Source organism: Brevibacterium sp. HMSC063G07 (assembly GCF_001810665.1).
GTDB lineage: Bacteria > Actinomycetota > Actinomycetes > Actinomycetales > Brevibacteriaceae > Brevibacterium.
On record NZ_KV802363.1, the window covers coordinates 282,261 to 302,837 of the forward strand.

Genomic DNA, 20,577 nt, shown 5'->3' on the forward strand with positions numbered 1-20,577 from the left:
CAAATAGGGGTATATTAGGTGAGCCTTACCTCATTACCACTGAAAAGTCTTGCGTAATGCTGATGCGCGGTGGTGAAACAGGCAGGGTTTTGTGAGAACACAGCGAATACCGCTGCCCGATAAAAGGACACCATGTTTCTAGCCGCTCTGCTCATCGGCCTGCGCGAAGGCCTTGAGGCCGCGCTCATCGTGAGCATCCTCATCGCCTACGCTCGCAAGTTGGGCCGTGATGATCTGCGCCGCCGAATCTGGTTCGGCGTCGTCTCAGCAGTCATCCTGTCGGCCGTGCTCGGCGCAGTATTCACGTTCGGTCGCTCCCGCTTGAGCTTCAAAGCGCAGGAAATCATCGGCGGATCAATGTCCCTGCTGGCAGTCGTCATGATCACCGCCATGGTCGTATGGATGGTCACCAGCGGCCCCAAACTGAAGAAAAGCCTCGAATCCGGGGTTGACGCCGCAGTCACGGCGGGCAGCGGGACAGCGCTGACCGTCCTCGCATTCGTCTCAGTTGCACGCGAAGGCATCGAAACAACCCTCATCCTGTGGGGCTGGACCGACACCGTCACCGCGCTCGCCGGCGCATTCCTCGGCATAGGCCTAGCCGTTCTTATGGGTTGGGGACTGTTCAAGGGAGTCCTCAAGATCGACCTCGGCAGGTTCTTCACCTGGTCGGGAGCATTCCTGCTCATCGTGGCCGGAGGAATCCTCGCTTACGGCATCCACGACCTGCAGGAAGCCGCCGTTCTGCCCGGACCGTTCTCCGGCGCCCCCATCAGTCCGACACACCCCCGTACGGGAGAAGTCCTCACCGGATTCGCGGACTACCCCTTCTGGGGTGCGGCGTTCCCCTTCGGATGGGCCTTCGACTTCTCCGATTCCTTCGCCCCGGACAGCTTCATCGCCGCACTGCTCAAAGGCACAGTCGGCTTCGTACCGCAGATGAGCTGGCTGGAAGTCACAGCCTGGTTCATCTACATGGTCCTGGTCATCCCACCTTTTGTGCGTCGAACCCTGGGCACCCGCAGGGCAAAGAAAAAGCGCATCGAAGACGCGAAAACGGCCAACCCGAAGACAAACACCCAAGACGAGCGGCACCTCGTCAGCTCATCAGAACAAGGAGAATCATGAAGAAAACCGGCCTTGCCTTGGCGGTCATCGCTGGAACCGCCCTGCTGAGCGCGTGCGAACCAGCAGCAGACGGCGACAGCATCAGCGTGAGCGCAGCCGACGACAAGTGCGACGTCTCAGCAGATTCTGCCGACAGCGGCACACGCACCTTCAGCATCGAGAACACCGGCACCAAGGTCACTGAGTTCTACATCCTCGGCGACGACGGCCTGCGCGTTGTGGCAGAAAAAGAGAACATCGCGCCGGGCTCAACAGCCGACCTCACCGTCTCACTGCAGCCGGGCGACTACTTCACTGCATGCAAACCCGGCCTGCGCGGCGCAAACATCGGCCAAACAGACTTCAAGGTCACCGGCGAAGCAGTCGAAGTCTCCGGCAGCGACAAAGAGCTGTTCGACAAAGTCGTTGCCGACTACGTCAAGTTCGTCCAAAAGGAAACCGGGGAACTCGAACCCAAGGTCGAAAAGTTCGCTGACGCCTACGCGGCTGGCGAAGACGAAAAAGCGCGGGACCTCTTCGCATCGACCCGCGTGCACTACGAACGGATCGAGCCGATCGCAGAAGCCCTGGGAACACTGGACCCGCGCATCGACTACCGCGAAGTCGACTACCTGGCAGAAGAAGATCAGCTGAAGAAAGACGACCCCGAAATCAAGGAGTGGACCGGCTTCCACCGCATGGAAAAAGACCTGTGGGAGCCGAAGAAGGGCGACCGCAACTCCGACGGCTCTGACGCATTTGAAGCCTGGAAGCCCAGTACCCCAGAGGACCGGAAGCGAATCGCTGACGCGCTGAAGTCCGATGTCAAGAAACTCAACGAAACCGTCAACGACAAAAACTTCATCAAAGACAACCAGATCGACGTCGACACCGTCTCCAACGGAGCCTCCGGTCTGCTCGAAGAGGTTGCCGTGTCCAAAGTGACCGGCGAAGAAGACTGGTGGTCCCACACCGACCTTTACGACTTCGCTGCGAATATCGAAGGATCGCGCATTGCGTTTGACCTCGTTCGCCCCATCGCCGAATCCAAAGGCGAAGAAGGCAAAAAGCTCGCAGACGAAATCGACACAGAATACGGAGAGCTCGAAGACCTGCTGGGCGAATACGGCAGCCTCGAAAAGGGCTTCCCCAGCTACGCGACCGTAAACGCCGAACAGCAGGCCGAACTCACCGCTCAGATCGACGAGCTGCGCGAACCGCTGTCCAAGCTCACCGGAACGGTGCTCGGCATCGAGGAAAGCGAATGACCGGCGAGGACGCCCAACCAGACGGCGGCGGTGCGAACACGCTGAGCCGCCGAGGACTCCTGGGAGTCTTCGGCGGCGGGGCGGCCGGGGCGGCAATTGCCGCAGGTGCGGTATACGCCAGCACCCGAGCACAGCACCAAGAAGAGACACCCGGCGATCTCATCTACGACTTCGACGGCAAACACCAAGCCGGGATCGTCACCCCGGCCCAAGACCGCATGCACTTCGCAGCCTTTGACCTCACAGAAAAGGCTGAGCGCGATGATGTCATCGAACTCCTTCAGAAATGGACGAAAGCCGCCCGCCGGCTGACGATGGGCGGCGACGTCACCGCCAAGGGCGCCTTCGGCGGGGGAGAACTCTTCCCACCGGACGATTCAGGTGAAGCCGTCGACCTCAGCGCATCAGGGCTGACACTGACCTTCGGCTTCGGACGCACGCTGTTCACAGACGAAAAAGGGAAAGACCGGTTCGGGCTGAAGAAGCACATGCCCGAAGAATTCGCGACCATGCCGGTGATGGTCAACGACTTCATAAACGCTGAACGCTCCCACGGCGATCTGTGTGTTCAAGCCTGCGCGGATGACCCCCAGGTGGCCGTCCACGCAATCCGCAACCTCACTCGCATAGCCGTCGGAACAGCACGTCTGCGCTGGTCACAGCTGGGCTTCGGCCGAACCTCATCAACCACACAAGACCAGAAAACGCCGCGGAACCTCTTCGGTCAAAAAGACGGAACCGCCAACATCAAAGCCGAAGACGGCGCAGCACTGGACGAACACGTGTGGATCAGCTCAGGACCAACCTGGACCCACGGCGGTTCCTACCTCGTGGCCCGCCGCATCAACATGACAATCGAAGTGTGGGACACCCTGCAGCTGGGCGAACAGGAACGCGTGACCGGCAGGGACAAAGCAGAAGGCGCACCCCTGACCGGCGGGGGAGAATTCAGCGAACCGGACTTCACCGCAAAAGACGAACGCGGCCGTCCCGTCATCGACGAACGCTCCCACGTGTTCCGCGTCCACCCGAAGAACAACGGGGGAGTGCGCATGCTGCGCCGCGGCTACAACTTCGTCGACGGCAATGACGAACAGGGCCGACTGGATGCGGGACTGTTCTTCATCGCATTCGTCAACAGCCCCGAACGATTCGCACGCGTGCACAAGAACATGGCGCGCGACGACTTGTTCGTGGAATACCTCAAGACCACCGGCACGGGAACCTACCTTGTTCCTCCCGGTGTCAGCGCAGACCAGTACATAGGGCAGGGCCTGTTCGAATCGAACTGAACCGCACAGCCCGGATGACCACACGGATCCCGAGGTGCCAAGCGGGTAGGGACAGGCACCTCGGGAGTTGCGCGGCGGTACGCTGGAGACATGAGTTTGCCACGCGAAGACGTTGACCCGGGCGGCCTGCAGGAATTCTCGGTGGTGTTCACCGACCGGGCCGTCAACCACATGTCCCAGAAGTTCGTCGACGCAATGCAGGAGTTCTACGGCCTGCTGCGTGAAACCTACAGCGCAGACGCGGCTGTCGTCATCCCCGGCAGCGGTTCCTTCGGCATGGAATCGGTTGCCCGCCAGTTCATGGAGGGCCAGCCCACGCTGATCGTGCGCGACGGATTCTTCAGCTACCGCTGGACGCAGATCATCGAAATGGGCAAACTGACCGACCACGAAGTCGTGTCCGCTGTCGCCTCTGACGATTCAGCCACACCCGCTTTCGCCCCGCCTGCAGTCGACCAAGTGGTCGACGCGATTAAACAGCAGGGCTCGAAAGTCGTTGCCGCAGCACACGTGGAAACCGCGTCCGGCATCGTGCTGACCGACGAATACATCAAGGCGCTCGCCGATGCCGTTCACGAACAGGGCGGACTCTTTGTTCTCGACTGCATTGCCTCCGGAGCGCTGTGGGTCGACATGCGGGAACTCGGCGTTGACGCGCTCATCTCCGCACCCCAGAAGGGTTGGAGCGGCTGGCCCGGCATGGCCTACGTCATGTTGAGCGAACGCGCGCTCGCCCGCCTGGAAAAAACCGAATCCAGCAGCTTCTCCATGGACCTGAAGAAGTGGCACACCGTGTCGGAAACCTACCGCGCCGGCAAGCACATGTACCACGCGACTATGCCGACCGACGCCATGCTGCACAACCTCGAAATCATGCGCGAAGCCAAAGAACGCGGACTGGACAAGATCATGCGCCAGCAGATCGAACTCGGTGAGCGCGTCCGCGCAGGGCTGACTGAGCGCGGCTACCGGTCCGTTGCCGCCGAAGGCTGGGAAGCTCCGTCGGTAGTTGTCGTCTACACCGACGACCCACAGGAACAGTCCGGTGCGAAGTTCAAGGCCGGTGACCTGCAGGTGGCTTCCGGAGTTCCGCTCAAAGTAGGCGAACCCGAAGACTTCAGCACTTTCCGCCTGGGACTTTTCGGCCTCGACAAATGGGACGACATCGAAGGCACCGTGGAGCGCCTGCTGGACGGAATCGACAAAGCCCGCACAAGCTGAGGCCAGTCAAGCGTGATGGTGTGCGCCGCCCAGTGACCAACGGCGCACATTTGTCTTCACACTGTGCCGGAGTCGTGCATCTTAGCGATCTGTTCGGCAGTGAATCCGAACTGTGCGAGGACTTCGTCGGTGTGTTCGCCCAGTGCCGGAGGTGCTGTGGCATCGGCGCTGTCTTCGACAAGCGGGCTGCGCACCATCGGCACCGAACCGTAGTGCCCATCGGCTTCGATCTTGATTCCCCGGTGCTTGACCTGCGGATCTTCGAAGACCTTGTCCATGGTGTTGATCGGCCCAAAGGGCACACCGGCTTCGTCGAGAACGTGCGTCCAGTAGTCCATGGTCTTCTGCTTCATAATCTGGGCGACGATCGGCCGCAGATCGCCGATCAGCCGAATGCGATCGCGGTTGAACTGGAAACGGTCGTCCCCGCGCAGCAGTTCGAAGTCGGGCAGTTCAGTCAGTCGTCGGTACTGTTCGTCGTTGCCCACACCCAGGATCATGTGGCCGTCGGCAACTTCGAAAACGTCATACGGGGCGACATTGGGGTGCGAGGTGCCGGTCTGGGCTGGTGGCACACCCCCGACTAGGTAGTTGGATGCCTGGTTGGCGTTGAGTGCAACCGAAACATCAGCCAGCGTGACATCGATGCGCTGGCCCTTGCCGGTGCGTTCACGTTCGTGGAGGGCCGCAAGGATGGCGGTTGTGGCATACATGCCGGTCATGAGGTCAATGATGGCGACACCGGCGCGAATGGGCCCGGCGCCTTCTTCGCCCTGCGCCCGTCCGGTGTAGCTCATAAAGCCGCTCATGCCCTGAAACACGTAGTCATAGCCGGGGTTTTCAGCTTTCGGGCCGGTGGGTCCGTAGCCGGTGATGGACACCCAGATGAGCTCTGGGTTGATTTCGCGCAGGTCGTCGTAGTCCAAGCCCAGGCGAGCCAGCGAACCGGTCTTGTAGTTCTCAACAACCACATCGGCATCTTTCGCCAGCCGTTTGATGACGTCTTTGCCTTCTTCGGAGCGGAAGTTGACGGTGATGGACTTCTTGTTGCGGTTGGCCGCAATGTAGTAGGCCGAATAGCCGTCTTCGGGGGTTGTGCCCTCAAGGTAGGGAGGACCCCAGCTGCGGGTGTCATCACCGGGACCGGGCCGTTCAACCTTGATGACGTCAGCACCGAGGTCAGCGAGGTTCTGTGTGCACCACGGTCCTGCCAACACCCGGGAAAGGTCGAGAACTGTGATGTCCTGCAGTGAATTCTTCATCCGGCCCTAACACTCCTTAGCTCTGCGGCGAACACTTTCGCAGCCCGCGCTGCCGCTTATATGTCCCGCCCCATCGTATGTGGTGGCGTGGATCACTTTCAGGCCCGGTGTGCTGCCAACCGTTCAACCAGCATGTCGATGGCGTGATCCGGTGTGTCCCACGCGCACATAAAGCGATGGCCGCTGGGAACAGCCGGCCAGGCGTAGAACAGAAGCCCTGCGGCGTGGGCAGCCTGGGCGACTTCAGGGTCGATCTGGGCGATGACGGTGTTGGCCTGCACTTGCGTGGGCACCGTGAATCCGGCATCCGAAAGCTTCTGCGCCAGCCGGACCGCCTGCCGGTTGGCGTGCTGTGCATTGCGCTTCCAGAGATCGCCTTCGAACATGGCCAGCAGCTGTGCCGACTGGTAGCGGGCTTTAGAGGACAGCTGCAGCAGCACTTTGTGCAGATAGTCAATGCCGGAAACCCGGTCGGGCTGGAGCACCAGAACGGCCTCTGCACTCATGGCGCCGTTCTTTGTGGCGCCCAGGGACACGATGTCAGCCCCGGCCACCATGTCGGCCAAGGCGGCATCACAGCTGACTGCAGCGTTGGCCAGCCGCGATCCGTCCAGGTGAACGGCCATGTCAAGTTCGTGAGCGGTGTGGGCAACCGCCTGGAATTCTTCTGGTGAATATACGGTGCCCAGTTCAGTGGAGTTGCTGACCGAAACTGCGCAGCTTTGAGATTCGTGGATAAATGCCCGGTTGGATGCTGCAGCCCGCACGGCCTCCGGTGTGATCTTGCCGGCCTCGGTCTGTGCGGGCAGGATTTTGAGCCCCGCCGTGATTTCCGGCGCGCCGGTTTCGTCGGTGTTGATGTGCGCGGTGGGTGCGGCAATCACACTGCCCCAGCGTGGAACGACGGATGACAGCGACAGCAGGTTGGCCCCTGTTCCGTTGAAGACGGGGTAGATGAGGGCCTGCTGGCCGAAGGTGTCGCGCGCCCACGCTCGCAGCCGCTGCGTGTAGGGGTCGTCGCCGTAAGCGGGCACGTGTCCGCCGCTGACCCGCTTGAGCGCGTCGAGGACTTCCGGGTGGGCTCCCGCGTAGTTGTCCGACCCGAAGTGATAGACGCTCGGGTCGTGGGATGTCAGTTCAGGGGAATTGAGCTCAGTCATGTCCGTCCTGCAATCACTCGAGAAAGCTGTGTTCTTCGGATGGGAAGCTGCCGTCGGCCACTTCGGATGCGTATTCGACCGCGGCTTCGCGCAACAGAGAACGGGCATCGGCGTATTTCTTCGTAAACCGCGGTGTCCGGCCGGAGCCCATGCCCGCAAAGTCAGTCCAGACGAGCACCTGAGCGTCGCAGTCCGGGCCCGCGCCGATCCCCACGGTGGGAATGCGCAGCGCTTCTGTGACGGCGCGGGCTGCAGCCACCGGCACCATTTCCAGGACGACTGAGAACGCACCGGCTTCCTGCAGCGCCAGCGCGTCAGAAACGAGTTTCTGCACTGCGGCATCGCCGCGACCCTGCACGCGATAACCGCCCAGACCGTGTTCGGACTGCGGTGTGAAGCCCAGGTGCGCCATGACGGGGATTCCGGCGTCGGTCAGCAGTTTGACGGTTGGGGCCATCTGCACTCCGCCTTCGAGTTTGACCGCGTGGGCAAGACCCTCTTTCATCAGGCGGACAGCGGAATGGAAGCCCTGTTCAGGGCTGGCCCCGTAGGACCCAAAGGGAAGATCCGCCACAACCAGCGTGTGCGGCGCAGCTTCCACCACAGCCCGCGTCAGCGGGATCAACTGGTCGAGTGTGACAGGCAGGGTTGTGGAATAGCCGTACACGTTGTTGCCCGCGGAATCGCCCACGAGCAGGGCGGGGATCCCGGCTTCGTCAAAAATGTTGGCCGTGAATTGGTCATAGGAGGTGAGCATGGCCCACTTCCGACCTTCGTCTTTCATACGCTGCAGGTGCACAATCCGGGTGCGCCTGCGCGGCTGCTGTGCCTGTTCCGCGCCTCCGGGGGCGGGGGAGGCACCACCTGCCGAGGCGCCCTCGGCTTCCCGCTTCTGACTTCCGGGGGCCGGGGCTTGGCCGCCGTAGGGGTTCGGCTGTTCCTCTGCGCTCTGAGCGTTCATGGCCCTAACCATAGTCGGGGGCTCAGACATGAGCTCAGAGACTGACACCGACTGAGATCGTGAAAGAATCAGGCGCGAAGCCCGGTGAATCCGGGCCGCATCGCCCACCGGCGAAAACCTTCGAAAGGACAGTATGAGCAACGACGGCGTGAAGAACGGCTGGCGCAACTACAGGTTCCCCATCTTCGTCTTATCCGGGATTGCCCTCGGCGCTGTCATCGGGTTGGTGGTTGGTGAGCAGGCCGCTGTTCTCAAGCCTTTGGGCTCGCTGTTCATCAACTTCATGTTCACGCTCGTGGTGCCGATGGTGTTCTTCTCCATTGGCTCTGCCGTGGCGAATATGGATTCGGCTAAGCGGCTGGGCAAGATCATGGGTTCGATGATGGCGGTGTTCATCAGCACCGGAATCGTCGCCTCGATCATCATGCTTGCGGCACTGGGGACTTTCAGGCCGTTTGACGGGCTGAAAGTCAGCATGGACGAAAAGCCCGATGCCGGTGAAGAGGTTTCACTGGGCGACCAGATTGTCGGCGCGTTCACGGTTGACGACTTCAGCAAGATCCTGTCGGCGGAGAACATGCTGCCGCTGATCATCTTTGCGGTGCTGGTGGGGCTGTCCTGCGGTTCTATCGGCAAGCTGGGCCAGCCCTTCAAGACGTTTCTCAATTCCGGCAACGAAGTGTTCATGAAGCTCACGAGCCTCGTGATGTTCTACGCGCCCATTGGCCTGGGCGCGTACTTCGCGGCACTCGTCGGCGAACTCGGCCCGCAGCTGGTGGGAGGCTACGTCAAGGCGTTCGCGGTGTACTACCCGGTGGCGATCGTCTACTTCTTCGCGGCCTTCACCCTGTATTCCCTGCTGGCCGGCGGTGTTCCGGCTATGCGCCGCATGTGGCGCAACATTTTGGAGCCTGCCGCAGTGTCCTTGGGTACGGGAAGCTCTGTAGCATCGATTCCGGCGAATCTGCGGGCGGCCAAGCGAATCGGGGTTCCGCAGGATATTCGCGAAACGATCATTCCCATTGGTGCGACCATCCACATGGAGGGTTCGTGCCTGTCGGCGATCCTCAAGATCGCGTTCCTGTTCGCCGTGTTTGAGCGCGATCTCTTCACTCCGCAGGCGATTCTCATTGCGGTTCTCATCGCCCTGCTGTCGGGCATGGTGATGTCCGGTGTGCCGTCGGGCGGTTTCCTGGGTGAGCTCATGATCATCACCATGTACGGCTTCCCACCGGCTGCGCTGCCGGTCATTTCGGTCATCGGCACCGTGGTCGACCCGCCTGCTACCACGGTCAACGCCGTGGGCGACAACGTGTCATCAATGCTGGTGGCACGAGTTGTCGACGGGAAGGACTGGATGCACAAGAAGGACGAGGTCGCCGAGGATCCCACTGCCGAGGCGCCGGACGCCTGACCTGCTTTCTCGCCTGCTTTCGGCTCTTGTGAGCCGAATGTCGGCACTGCCGTGAGTGTTCTGTGTGACTCACCGCGCACATTTTTGGTGGTTTGTGTCACATGGTGTACATTTCTTCCATTCGTTTCCGAGCGTTTGCTCAGAAATCTCACATACTCACGGAGAAGACGATGGTCGAATCAATCAACAACGCGCTGGTTGCCGTCAGCGGCGTTATCTGGGGACCCTTCCTGCTCATCCCCCTGCTGCTGGGCACTGGTCTGTACCTGACCATCCGCCTGGGTGGCCTGCAGTTCGTCAAGCTGATCCCGGCTATCAACCTGGGTCTGGTCAAGCGCAAGGACAAGGGCGAAGAGGAAGGCGACATTTCGCAGTTCCAGGCGCTCACCACAGCGCTGGCAGCCACCGTCGGCACCGGCAATATCGTCGGTGTTGCCACCGCCCTGAGCATCGGCGGACCCGGCGCGCTGTTCTGGATGTGGATGACCGGTCTGCTCGGTATGGTCACCAAGTACGCCGAAGCATTCCTCGCCGTGCGCTTCCGCACGACTGACACCGCCGGTGAAAAGAGCGGTGGCCCCCAGTATTACCTCGAACGCGGCATCAAGGGCCCGCTGGGCAAGGTTCTCGGTCTGTCCTTCGCCATCTTCGCTGCTTTTGCCTGCTTCGGCATCGGCAACCTCACGCAGGGCAACTCGATTGCCTCGAATGTTGAGAACTCCTGGCACGTGCCCACCTGGGTCACCGGTCTGGTGCTGACTGTTCTGGCCCTGGTTGTTCTGGTCGGCGGCATCCGCTCGATCGGTTCGGTCACCTCGGCCCTTGTGCCGATCATGATCGTCTTCTACGTCGGCGCTGCCATCTACATCCTCCTTGCGAACATCTCTGACGTTCCGGCCGCTTTCGGTGAAATCTTCCGAGGTGCCTTCTCCGGCACCGCTGCTGCCGGCGGCTTTGCCGGTTCGGTCATCCTGGTTGTCATCCAGATGGGTGTTGCCCGCGGTCTGTTCTCCAATGAATCCGGTCTGGGTTCGGCTCCGATCGCAGCCGCTGCCGCCAAGACCTCGCACCCCGTGCGCCAGGGCCTGGTGTCGATGACCCAGACGTTTATCGACACGATCATTGTTGTGACCTTCACCGGTCTGGTCATCATCACCACCGGCGTGTGGAAGGCAACGGACGAAGCCGGCGAACAGCTTTCGGCGTCGCTTATGACCGGTGAGGCCTTCAGCTTCGGCCTGCCCGGTCAGTGGGGCCACTGGATTGTCACGATCGGCCTGGTGCTGTTCGCCTTCTCGACCATCCTCGGCTGGTCCTACTACGGTGAGCGCAACATCGAGCGCCTGTTCGGCCGTCGTGCGGTCGTTCCCTTCCGCATCTTCTTCTCGCTGGTCGTGTTCGTCGGCTGCACCACGGAACTTGAGGTTGTGTGGAACTTCGCTGACGTGGCCAACGGGCTTATGGCTCTGCCGAACCTTGTGGGCATCCTGATCCTGTCGGGACTCATTGCCCGCGAAACCCGGTTCTACCTCAAGCACGACCCCAAACTCGTCGCCTCGAAGGACGAAATCGAAGCCTTCATGGCCGACCAGCCAGGTTGGGCCGAATGGAAGGCGGGCAATCGCGTAGGTTCCTCGCGCGGCTGAGTGCCGTGTCAGTGGGCAGTGGCATGATGGGCCCATGCGAACACCGCCACTGCTGCTGCCCGCTGTTGCCTACCGGGAACTGACTGAATATTTTGATCCCGGGTCACTCAACCGCGGCGTTGCCTATGCGCAGGAAAAGCGGATTGTCGAAGTTGCGTGGTTTCCTGACGACAGCGTGATCGAAGCGTTCGTTGACGGAAGCTATTCCTACTCTGTTCATGTCGAGCTCGTGGAGGCTGAAGGTCCCCGCGAGCTCGACTTTATGGATCTGCCCCTCCTTGCACGCGATCGCGCGGATGAACTCCAGTGGTTCGCACCCTCGATGTGCTTTTGCACGTGCCCGGTGCAGCGGGACTGCAAACACGCGGCAGCCCTTCTGCGCTGGGTGACCGCGCTGGCCTGTGTTCAGAAGTTCGGGGGAGTGGGCCACCTGTCGCCTCTGGCAGACGCACCGCTGGGCTTTGCCGTAGACAGCGTGGCTGAAGCCGTGGTCTGCCGTAATGAAGCTGAGGCTCCCTTCCGCCAGCTGGCACCCATTCCACACGACCGGCGCGGGACTCTGGCCAGCGAAAACCCGGTCGGACTGCCTGCCGAAGAGCCCGTGCAGAACACCCCGCCTGCGTGGCGGAAGGCCCTCCAGTCGCTCTATGTTGAGGATCCTCCGGCACGCGGCGGTTTGGCGATTGCCTTTGAACTGCAGCAGCGCACCAGCTGGTTTGAACACCGCTCAAGGGGCAGTGCTGTGGTGTCTGCTGAAGACGCCGTGGACTCAGATGTGCACGTGATCATTCGGCCCATGTGCCGTGGGCAGCGTGACTCCTGGATCAAAGGAGGGCTGACGTGGCGTTCCTTTATGTCCGGCGGGGACTTCCGGTTCGACCGCGAACAGGCCAGTATGCTGGGCCAGATCTACCGCCTGTACCTGTCTGAGGGTGTTGGTCGAGCTATGAGCGAGGACCACATCAACCTGAGCATCGCCGGCAGCAAGTTCATGTTTGAACTGCTGGATCGTGCCCGGCAGATGGGTGTGGCGTTTATTGGCGTGGCGCCCATTGAATCCGTGCAGTGGGCAGACAATGCTTCGTTCGAGTTCTCGATTTCCAATGCGGAGGGCACGGGCTCCAACACGGAGGGTACGCGGGAACACAGCGGACTCCAGCTGACACCGACTCTGACCATCGACGGCGAACCCGTGCGGAGACCTAAGTTCCTGGGCTCACATGCGCTGGCCGACATCATCATCCCCGGTGAGGACGACGCGGCGGGGGAGTCTGACGACAACACTTCGGCAGGCGAAGGTGCCGCGACCGGACCCACGGCTGCGTCCCGGCCGGGTGTGCAGTCGCGGCGCGGAGTTCAGCTTCGCATTGGCCGTCTGGACCGCACGGCGCACGAAGGCATGCAGCAGCTGCTGCTGTCAGACGGTTTCACTGTCCCCGCTGAGGACCGTGAGGAGTTCTTCGATGAGGGGCTGTCGGTGCTGAGTCAGGCAGCTGCTGTAGTCAGCGCGGATCCCTCGATCGAACTTCCGGATTCAAGTACTCCGCAGCTGAACCTCACAGCCTCGTTTACAGGGGATCGCGTGGACCTGTCATGGCAATGGCGGTATCAGCTGCCCAACCGGTGTCTTCCGCTCAACCCGCCGGCCGGCAGTGAGTTCGAAGGCTCCGCGGGTGTTGCAGGCAGTGCCGGTGCCAGTGGGCAGCGCAATATCGAAGCTGAACGCGGCATACTCGCCGAAGTCCACCGGCAGTGGCCAGATCAGGCGCGCGAAGACACGCTGGTGTTTGAAGGTGTGGAGGCCGCCCAGTTCACGGCCGAAGTCCTGCCGCAGCTGGAAGCCTCGCCGCTGATTGAAGTTTCGGTTTTCGGCACGCGGCCCGACTACGTTCACATCGAGGGCACACCGAACGTCAGCGCGGTGGTCAATGAGCGCAACGACTGGTTCGACCTTGCCATGTCGGTGCACGTGGGGGAGCGCGAACTTCCCTTTGCCACGGTCTTCACGGCTCTTGCCCGGGGTGAAGACGCAGTGCTCATGCCGGATAACTCCTACATCACACTGGACCACCCGGTCTTTGACAAGCTGCGCGACCTCATTCGCGAAGCCACAGTCCTGCAGGAATGGACGCCCACCAAGCAGCGCATCGACAAACACCAGGTCGATCAGTTCAAAGCACTCGAAGACATTGCGGACAGCATAGAAGGCGACACGGAATGGTTTGAGCGCATCCGCGGGCTCGCCCAAGCAGAAGAACTGCCCACCGCTGCGCTGCCTAAGGGGCTGCACGCCACACTGCGCGACTACCAGCGCGAAGGCTTTCAATGGCTGAGCTTCTTGTATGACGCGAGTCTCGGCGGAATCCTGGCTGATGACATGGGCTTGGGCAAAACCGTTCAGACGCTCGCACTCATTGCCCACGCCCGCGAAACAGCGGCGGGTGAGGAAGCAGAACCGCCAGCCGACACCTCGGCCCCGGCAAGCACAGACCACCCGGCGGGTGCGGATAGCGTGACCGGCACCTCGGCCCCGTTCCTCGTGGTTGCGCCGTCGTCGGTTGTGGGCGTGTGGCAGGCGGAGGCCGCCCGGTTCACCCCCGGGCTCGATGTTCGGGTGATGAACCAGACCAGCAAGAAGCGCGGAACGTCGTTGGAACAGGCGCGCAGCGGGGCGGATGTCATCGTCACGTCCTACACCCTCATGCGACGCGATTCCGAGGAATACACCGCGCTGCCGTGGGCGGGTGCGGTGTTTGACGAAGCGCAGGCCATCAAGAACCGACAGTCGAAGGGCTTTGCGGCGGCCTCCAAGATCCAGGCGCCGTTTCGCCTGGTCATCACGGGTACGCCCATGGAGAATGCGCTCGCAGATTTCTGGTCGCTGCTGCGGATTGCGGTGCCGGGGCTCATGGGCGCCTACCGGCGGTTCAACCAGGAGTTCGCCAAGCCGATCGAATCCGGCGAAGCCCCCGAACGCATGCTTCTGCTGCGGCGGACGGTGCGGCCGTTTATGCTGCGGCGCACCAAGGAACTCGTGGCGAAAGACCTCCCGGCAAAACAGGAATCGATTATCAGTGTCGAACTCACGCCCGCGCATTCACGGGCGTACAACACGCTGCTGCAGCGTGAGCGCAAAAAGGTTCTGCGGCTGTTGGACGACATGGATGTTGACGGCAACCGGATGACGGTGTTCCGGTCGCTCACACTGCTGCGGATGATGGCGCTCGACCCGGCAATTGTCGAAGGCGGCAGCTATTCGTCGATTGAATCATCGAAAATGCAGACGCTGCTCGAATCTTTGGGCCGGGTGATAGACGAGGGCCACCGGGTGATTGTGTTCAGCCAGTTCACGTCGTTCCTGCAGCGCATCTCCGATGAACTCACTTCCCGAGGTGCCGCCCACCTGTACCTGGACGGCTCGGTTCCCATGAGCGCACGAGCGGATCTGGTCACCGAGTTCCAGGAAGGCAGTGCACCGGTGTTCCTCATATCGCTCAAAGCCGGAGGCTCCGGGCTCACACTCACTGCCGCTGACTATGTGTTCATCATGGACCCGTGGTGGAATCCGGCAGCCGAAGCGCAGGCGGTCGATCGTGCCCATCGCATCGGGCAGGACAAAAAGGTCATGGTCTACCGGCTGGTGGCGCAGGGGACCATCGAAGAAAAAGTCGTCGAACTGCAGCAGCGCAAGGCGCACTTGTTCGATTCGCTCATGGATGGCGGAGCAGGCTTTGCGCGCGGAATCTCCGCGGATGACCTGCGAGAGCTCTTCGGGGAGGCCGACGGCTGAGGGGATGCTAGGCGGAGGCGACGCCTAAGCGGAGTCTGGGCGGTGGTGACGGCTAGGCGGTGGCTGGGATCCGCCTCGTTGGCCTGGGCGGTTTCCCTTCAGCCCGCAGCAGATGGAATAAGCTGCCCGGCTGCCGTGCTGTACGTGACGACCACGATCCGAGGAGGTCTTCATGGCACGCATTACGATCATCGGCGGACACGGAAAGATCGCCCTGTTGGCAGCACCCCTGCTGGTCAAGGCAGGCCACGAGGTCACGTCGGTGTTCCGCAACCCCGATCACGAAGCCGACGTCGCCAAAACCGGCGCAGCCCCGAAAGTCGCCGACGTCGAACAGCTCGACACCGCACAGCTTGCCCAGCTGTTTGATGGCCAAGACGCCGTCATCTGGTCAGCTGGCGCAGGCGGAGGAAACCCGGCCCGCACAAAAGCCGTCGACCAGGACGCCGCAATCCGTACGATGGACGCCGCCCAACACGCTGGTGCCAAGCGCTATGTGATGGTCTCCTACTTCAACTCCAGCCGTGATCACGGCGTGGACCCCGAAGACGGGTTCTGGCACTACGCAGAAGCCAAAAGCATTGCCGACGAACACCTGCGCGGGACGGATCTCGACTGGACCATCCTCGGTCCCAGTCTGCTCACACTCGAACCGGGCAGCGGCACAATCACCGTCGACGGAAAGGGCAGTGAGGTCTCGCGCGAAAACGTCGCCCAGGTCATTGCCGCCGTGGTGGAGGATGCCAACACCATCGGCCGCACGATCAACTTCGACGACGGCGACACCCCCATTGCCGAAGCGATTCACTGATCAAACCCGCACGTCCGCGGTGCTGAGCCAGCCCGCTCAGCACCGCGGAACCGCAACTCTGGTATAGGTGCTGTGCTGCGATTAGGGTAGAGCCAGACATCAACGACGAACCACTGCGAGGGGGCACGAACGTGCAGTCCGCCAAGCCGTTTCACACCTCAGCCCAGACCAGCCTGAGCACGGAAGTGCACCATGACCCCGCCTCGTGCGCGGGAGAACACGACAGCCCCCTCGACTGTGCGGTCCGCGAAGGCGGGCACGCCCTTGTCGAACAGCTGGTGGCCAGCGGTGTGACGCGCGTATTCGGGGTGCCTGGCGAAAGCTACCTGTCGGTAATCGACGGACTGTACGACCACACCGACGACATTGAAATCATCGTCACCCGACAAGAGGGCGGTGCGGCAATGGCCGCGGCCGCCCACGGTGCGCTCACCGGTGAGCCCGGCATCTGCATGGTCACGCGCGGACCGGGTGCGACAAACGCCAGCATCGGTGTGCACGTGGCCAAACAGGACGCCAGTCCGATGGTGCTGTTCATCGGCCAGATACCGCGCGATCACCAGCACCGCGAATCCTTCCAAGAGGTCAACTACCGGCAGATGTTCGGTGAACTGGCCAAAGAAGTCATCGAAATCAACACGGTTGAGCGGATTCCCGAACTCACCGTGCGGGCGCTCAACTCAGCGGTATCCGGCGAACCCGGTCCGGTTGTTGTAGTCCTGCCGGAAGACATGCTGGTCGAACAGACCGACGCGCCGCTGAAATCGCGCACAACCCCAGCGCCCGTGTTGCCGGATGCGCACTCGGTACAGGAAGCCTACCGTCTGCTGGCCGAGGCCGAAAAGCCGCTCATCATCCTGGGCTCCACCGGCTACGCGCCGGAACTGGGCCCGCTTGTCACGGACTACTGCGAGCGGAACGGGGTTGCGCTCGCCGCCGCGCACAGGCGGATGCACCTGGTGGACAATTCCTCGCCCGCCTACGCGGGCACCTTTGAGTTCGGCCGGTCAGTGCTGGAAGCCAATGCTGACGAGGCGGATGTCATCTTCTTCCTCGGCTCTCGCCCCGATCCCAACACGGGTGAGGAATGGGAGAACTACCGTGGCGGATGGGCGAACTACCGCGGGGGAGCAGCAGGAGCTGATGGTCAAGCGGGGCCCGACGTCATTCACGTCTACCCAGATCCGAACGTGATCGGCCGGTTCTTCCCCGCCCACGTCGGGACGGCCGCCAGCCCGCTTGAGTTCATGCGCGCACTGGTTGAATACGGCGCGGGCGCTGCTGTGGGCGCTTCGGCCAGCGGTGCTTCCGATGGTCGCGTTGTAGGCGGTGCGGCAGGCGCCGGGGTCGATCGTTCTGATTTCGAACTTTCCGATGCTCGCCGGGCCTGGCAGAAGAAGCTGCACGACGACTGGGTCGGCTACATTGAGCGCAACCTGCAGTCCTCCCTGGGCGGGCCGTTCATGCAGAAGTTCAACGCTCGGTTCGATGCTGGAACCATCATCACCAACGGTGCCGGCAACTACACATCGTGGGTGCAGAAGAACCGCACCTACTCGACGTACCCCTCGCACATTGCTTCGCAGTCTGGGTCAATGGGCTACGGGATCCCGGCGGCACTCGCGGCCGCACTGGAGCACCGAGACCGGACGGTTGTGACATTCGCCGGTGACGGCTGCTTCATGATGAACGGCCAAGAACTCGCCACCATGGCCGCCAATAACCTCAACGTGCTGGTGATCGTTGTGAACAACTCGCTCTACGGCACCATCCACATGCACCAAGAGCGCGAATACCCGGGCCGACCCGTTTTCACTGCACTGAACAACCCGGACTTCGCTGCCCTCGGAGCGGCCTACGGGGCCCGCACCGCCAAGGTGAGCACACCGGAAGAGTTCGATGCAGTCCTTGCCGAGTTCGCCTCGGAACCCGGTCTGCGGTTCATCGAAGTCGTCACAGAAGGCTACTGAGCAGCGGGGGCGCTGGGTGCAGGGTGCTCAGCACGTTTCCGGCGCCCAGCCGTCCCTTCGCCGACGCGTTCTCACGCGCAAATGCAGAGTCACGCTTTAATGCAGCGCATTAGCGCGTGACCCTGCATTAAAGCGTGAATCTACACCACTTAGACGGCAGAGTAGCTTTCAGCGGCACCCACCCTCAGGCGCTGAAAACCGACGTCAGCACGTCAACGACGGTGTGTGCGGCCTGTGTCAGCGGCGCATCAGTTGACGTGAGGATGGCGATGTCGCGGCTGCCGCAGATGGTCCTGGGCAGAATGTGGACGTTTGCCGGTGCCATCAGCATGAGGTACGGGGTCGCCAATGTGACACCCAGACCGGATGACGCCATGGCCAAGGCCACCGCCGAATCAGTGACAACGTGCTTTTCACGAGGCATAAGACCAAGTTCCCGGCAGGCTAAGCGGAATGCTCGTCCCCACGTGGAATCCGGTGGCGGCAGAATCCACGGTACGCGGTTGAGTGCGCGGCGCAGCATTTCTTGATCGCGGAAAACATCGCCGCGGCCAGGAGCAAACGCCGCCCCGGCGGCAGCTGCCGCCGTCCCATCAGCCACGTCAGCCTCACCAGCCTCACCGGCAGCCAGAGGTGCGGCGTCGGGCCCGGACTCATCAACCTCGTCAGCTTTAGCGAGTGCAGGACCAACGTCAGCCCCAACATGTTGCCCTTGGGCCACGAGGGCGTCCATGCCGCCGGGTCCGACGGCAACTGACAGGCGTTCGCGGCGGACGGGCTTCATGTGGACACCACGCCGCGGTGGCAGCCGCGCATCCAGGTAGTCAATGCCGATTCCGATGTCGATCAGGCCCGACGCGACGGCCTCCTGCATTTCCTCGACGTCCACCTCAATGGTCTGCACATCAACGCCGGTGCCTTCCAGCTGCCGTGAGGCCGGCTGCATGGCGGCAATCGATGCTGACCCGAAAACGCCTACGGTCACGGTTGTGTCGGCGGAGGCCCCGCGCATGGCTCGGGCGGCTTGGCGTTCGGCGGCGACGACGGCCCGGGCACGGGGCAGCAGCGCTCGCCCGGCTTCGGTGAGGACAACAGACCGTCCACGAGGTGAAACGACGGGCGATCCGACGGCTCGGCTGAGTGCGGACACGTGTTGGCTGACGGCGCCTGCCGTGTAGCCCAGTCGGGCAGCGGCTGCGGCCATTGTTCCCTGTTCGGCGACTGCGACGAATGTGCGCAGCTGGGTCAGTGTCCACTGCATATCAGCAAGCTACACGACCCGTTAGAAAAGCTAAACGGAATCTTAAAAATATATCGCTTGTCCTTATTGCTCGCCGGGTTCACCATTGGGGTGTGGCCCGCTGGGTCCACCGGTGAAGAGGTCAGCGTCGACCTCAACGCCGCACCCTCGGGCACTGTTCAGCGTTGAACAGCCCGCTGCCATCAGCGTTGATCGGCAGCCTGACGAGAGGAGCTTCCGTGATTGTGAATGTTCCCCAGACTGTTCCCGCATCTGCTTCCGTAGTCATCATCGGCGGCGGCATTATGGGCACAGCCACTGCGTACGAACTTGCGAAATCCGGTGTCGAAGACATCGTGCTCATTGAGCGCGGCGAACTGGCCGGCGGTTCCACAAGCCGCGCTGCCGGTGGTCTGCGCTGTCAGTTCTCAGATGAAGCCAACATCATGCTGGGCGCGCGCAGTCTGGAGATCTTCCGCCGTTTTGAAGAGCAGGTGGGCCAGAACATCGACATAGTCCAGTCCGGCTACCTGTTCCTGCTGGACAACGAAGCCGATGCCGAAAAGATGTCCGCCAATGTCGACCTCCAGGCCTCCCTGGGTCAGGCCTCCAGGGTGATTTCACCGGCCGAATGCGGCGAACTCAACCCCGTCATCCGCACCGACGACCTGGTTGCCGGTGCCTACAACCCCTTTGATGCCCACTGCACTCCCGAGGCTGCCGTGGCCGGCTACGCCAAGAACGCCCGCCGGCTGGGTGTGACAATCCTGCGCGGGGTGGAAGTCACCCGGGTCATTGCAGAGGGTGACGAGGCGGAGCTCGGCTCCCGTCGGATCACCGGGGTTGAAACATCGGCTGGGCCGATAGCCGCTGACACCGTGGTGTGCGCGGCCGGTGCGTGGTCGAAGAAGATCGGTGCCGATGTGGGCATTGATCTGCCCGTCGAACCGCTGCGCCGCCACATTGTGGTGAGCGAACCGGTGAACTTCGACCCGCGCAGACTGCCGTTCACCATCGACTTTTCAACCTGCTACTACTTCCATTCCGAAGGCGGCGGCCTGCTGTTCGGCGCCCCGGAGGTCGAAGACTCGTGGGGCTTCAGCACCCAACAGGACCCCGCGTGGCTTGAACAGCTGGCTGAACTCATGGACAGGCGCACTCCCGCACTGGCCGATGTTCAGCTGCGCCGCGGTTGGGCGGGCCTGTACGAGATCACGCCGGATCACAATGCGCTCATCGGAAAGTCGGCGCAGGTAGAGGGCTTCATGTACGCCACGGGCTTTTCCGGCCACGGCTTCCTGCAGGGCCCGGCGGTCGGCGAAATCATGGCCGACCTCTACCTGGACCGCACCCCGCTGATCGACATTTCGGGCCTGAGCTTGGACAGATTCGCGTCCGGTGAAGTCCGCAAGGAAATGAACGTCGTGTAGGCACC

The 20,577-nt window shown here is 62.1% G+C and carries 14 protein-coding genes; 10 read left to right on the forward strand and 4 right to left on the reverse strand.

The genetic code is table 11. From position 1 onward, the window contains the following. Positions 1 to 132: 132 nt before the first annotated feature. The 4 genes from efeU to HMPREF2757_RS09915 all read left to right on the forward strand — a co-directional run bounded on the left by efeU (position 133) and on the right by HMPREF2757_RS09915 (position 4,888). Complete coding sequence (gene efeU, locus HMPREF2757_RS09900; RefSeq protein WP_070576106.1) at positions 133 to 1,128, forward strand: iron uptake transporter permease EfeU; 996 nt, start codon at positions 133 to 135, stop codon at positions 1,126 to 1,128. Beyond that, on the forward strand, positions 1,125 to 2,375 hold the full coding sequence (efeO, locus tag HMPREF2757_RS09905; protein WP_070576109.1) for an iron uptake system protein EfeO: 1,251 nt from the start codon (positions 1,125 to 1,127) through the stop codon (positions 2,373 to 2,375). The genes efeU and efeO overlap by 4 nt, the downstream gene beginning before the upstream one ends. Further along, entirely contained in the window at positions 2,372 to 3,667 is a 1,296-nt protein-coding gene (gene efeB / locus HMPREF2757_RS09910; RefSeq protein ID WP_070576111.1) for an iron uptake transporter deferrochelatase/peroxidase subunit, read from the forward strand. The genes efeO and efeB overlap by 4 nt, the downstream gene beginning before the upstream one ends. Positions 3,668 to 3,757: 90 nt before the next feature. Beyond that, positions 3,758 to 4,888 carry an aminotransferase class V-fold PLP-dependent enzyme gene (locus HMPREF2757_RS09915; RefSeq protein ID WP_070576114.1) on the forward strand — a complete coding sequence of 377 codons (1,131 nt, stop codon included), beginning with the start codon at positions 3,758 to 3,760 and terminating at the stop codon, positions 4,886 to 4,888. A 56-nt stretch (positions 4,889 to 4,944) separates the two neighbouring features. Here HMPREF2757_RS09915 and HMPREF2757_RS09920 read toward each other — a convergent pair whose 3' ends face one another. The 3 genes from HMPREF2757_RS09920 to panB form a co-directional block, all read right to left on the reverse strand. Further along, positions 4,945 to 6,150 carry a CaiB/BaiF CoA transferase family protein gene (locus HMPREF2757_RS09920; RefSeq protein WP_070576116.1) on the reverse strand — a complete coding sequence of 402 codons (1,206 nt, stop codon included), beginning with the start codon at positions 6,148 to 6,150 and terminating at the stop codon, positions 4,945 to 4,947. Positions 6,151 to 6,248: 98 nt separating this feature from the next. Next, on the reverse strand, positions 6,249 to 7,310 hold the full coding sequence (locus tag HMPREF2757_RS09925) for a threonine aldolase family protein (RefSeq protein WP_070576119.1): 1,062 nt from the start codon (positions 7,308 to 7,310) through the stop codon (positions 6,249 to 6,251). Positions 7,311 to 7,323: 13 nt separating this feature from the next. Then, a complete protein-coding gene (gene panB / locus HMPREF2757_RS09930) occupies positions 7,324 to 8,271 on the reverse strand; it encodes a 3-methyl-2-oxobutanoate hydroxymethyltransferase (RefSeq protein WP_070576121.1) in 948 nt (315 codons plus the stop codon). Between the two features lie 133 nt (positions 8,272 to 8,404). On the opposite strand from panB, the gene HMPREF2757_RS09935 reads away from it, so the two are divergent. The 5 genes from HMPREF2757_RS09935 (at position 8,405) to HMPREF2757_RS09955 (ending at position 17,902) form a co-directional block, all read left to right on the forward strand. Then, positions 8,405 to 9,685, forward strand: coding sequence for a dicarboxylate/amino acid:cation symporter (locus tag HMPREF2757_RS09935; protein ID WP_176745922.1), 1,281 nt, complete (start codon positions 8,405 to 8,407; stop codon positions 9,683 to 9,685). Positions 9,686 to 9,855: 170 nt separating this feature from the next. Continuing rightward, a complete protein-coding gene (locus HMPREF2757_RS09940; protein ID WP_070576124.1) occupies positions 9,856 to 11,331 on the forward strand; it encodes an alanine/glycine:cation symporter family protein in 1,476 nt (491 codons plus the stop codon). 34 nt (positions 11,332 to 11,365) lie between these two features. After that, the gene (locus HMPREF2757_RS09945) at positions 11,366 to 15,121 is read left to right on the forward strand and encodes a DEAD/DEAH box helicase (RefSeq protein WP_070576127.1); all 3,756 of its coding nucleotides are present in this window, start codon (positions 11,366 to 11,368) and stop codon (positions 15,119 to 15,121) included. Between the two features lie 172 nt (positions 15,122 to 15,293). Further along, positions 15,294 to 15,932, forward strand: a complete 639-nt coding sequence (locus tag HMPREF2757_RS09950) for an SDR family oxidoreductase (protein WP_070576130.1) — start codon at positions 15,294 to 15,296, stop codon at positions 15,930 to 15,932. 131 nt (positions 15,933 to 16,063) lie between these two features. Beyond that, on the forward strand, positions 16,064 to 17,902 hold the full coding sequence (locus HMPREF2757_RS09955) for a thiamine pyrophosphate-dependent enzyme (RefSeq protein WP_083304231.1): 1,839 nt from the start codon (positions 16,064 to 16,066) through the stop codon (positions 17,900 to 17,902). Positions 17,903 to 18,086: 184 nt separating this feature from the next. Here HMPREF2757_RS09955 and HMPREF2757_RS09960 read toward each other — a convergent pair whose 3' ends face one another. Continuing rightward, positions 18,087 to 19,163 (reverse strand): LysR family transcriptional regulator, encoded by a 1,077-nt coding sequence (locus HMPREF2757_RS09960; RefSeq protein ID WP_070576132.1) that lies wholly within the window; start codon positions 19,161 to 19,163, stop codon positions 18,087 to 18,089. Between the two features lie 218 nt (positions 19,164 to 19,381). Between HMPREF2757_RS09960 and HMPREF2757_RS09965 the strand changes: the two genes are divergently transcribed. Further along, positions 19,382 to 20,572, forward strand: coding sequence for an NAD(P)/FAD-dependent oxidoreductase (locus tag HMPREF2757_RS09965; RefSeq protein WP_083304232.1), 1,191 nt, complete (start codon positions 19,382 to 19,384; stop codon positions 20,570 to 20,572). The last annotated feature ends 5 nt before the right edge of the window (positions 20,573 to 20,577 follow it).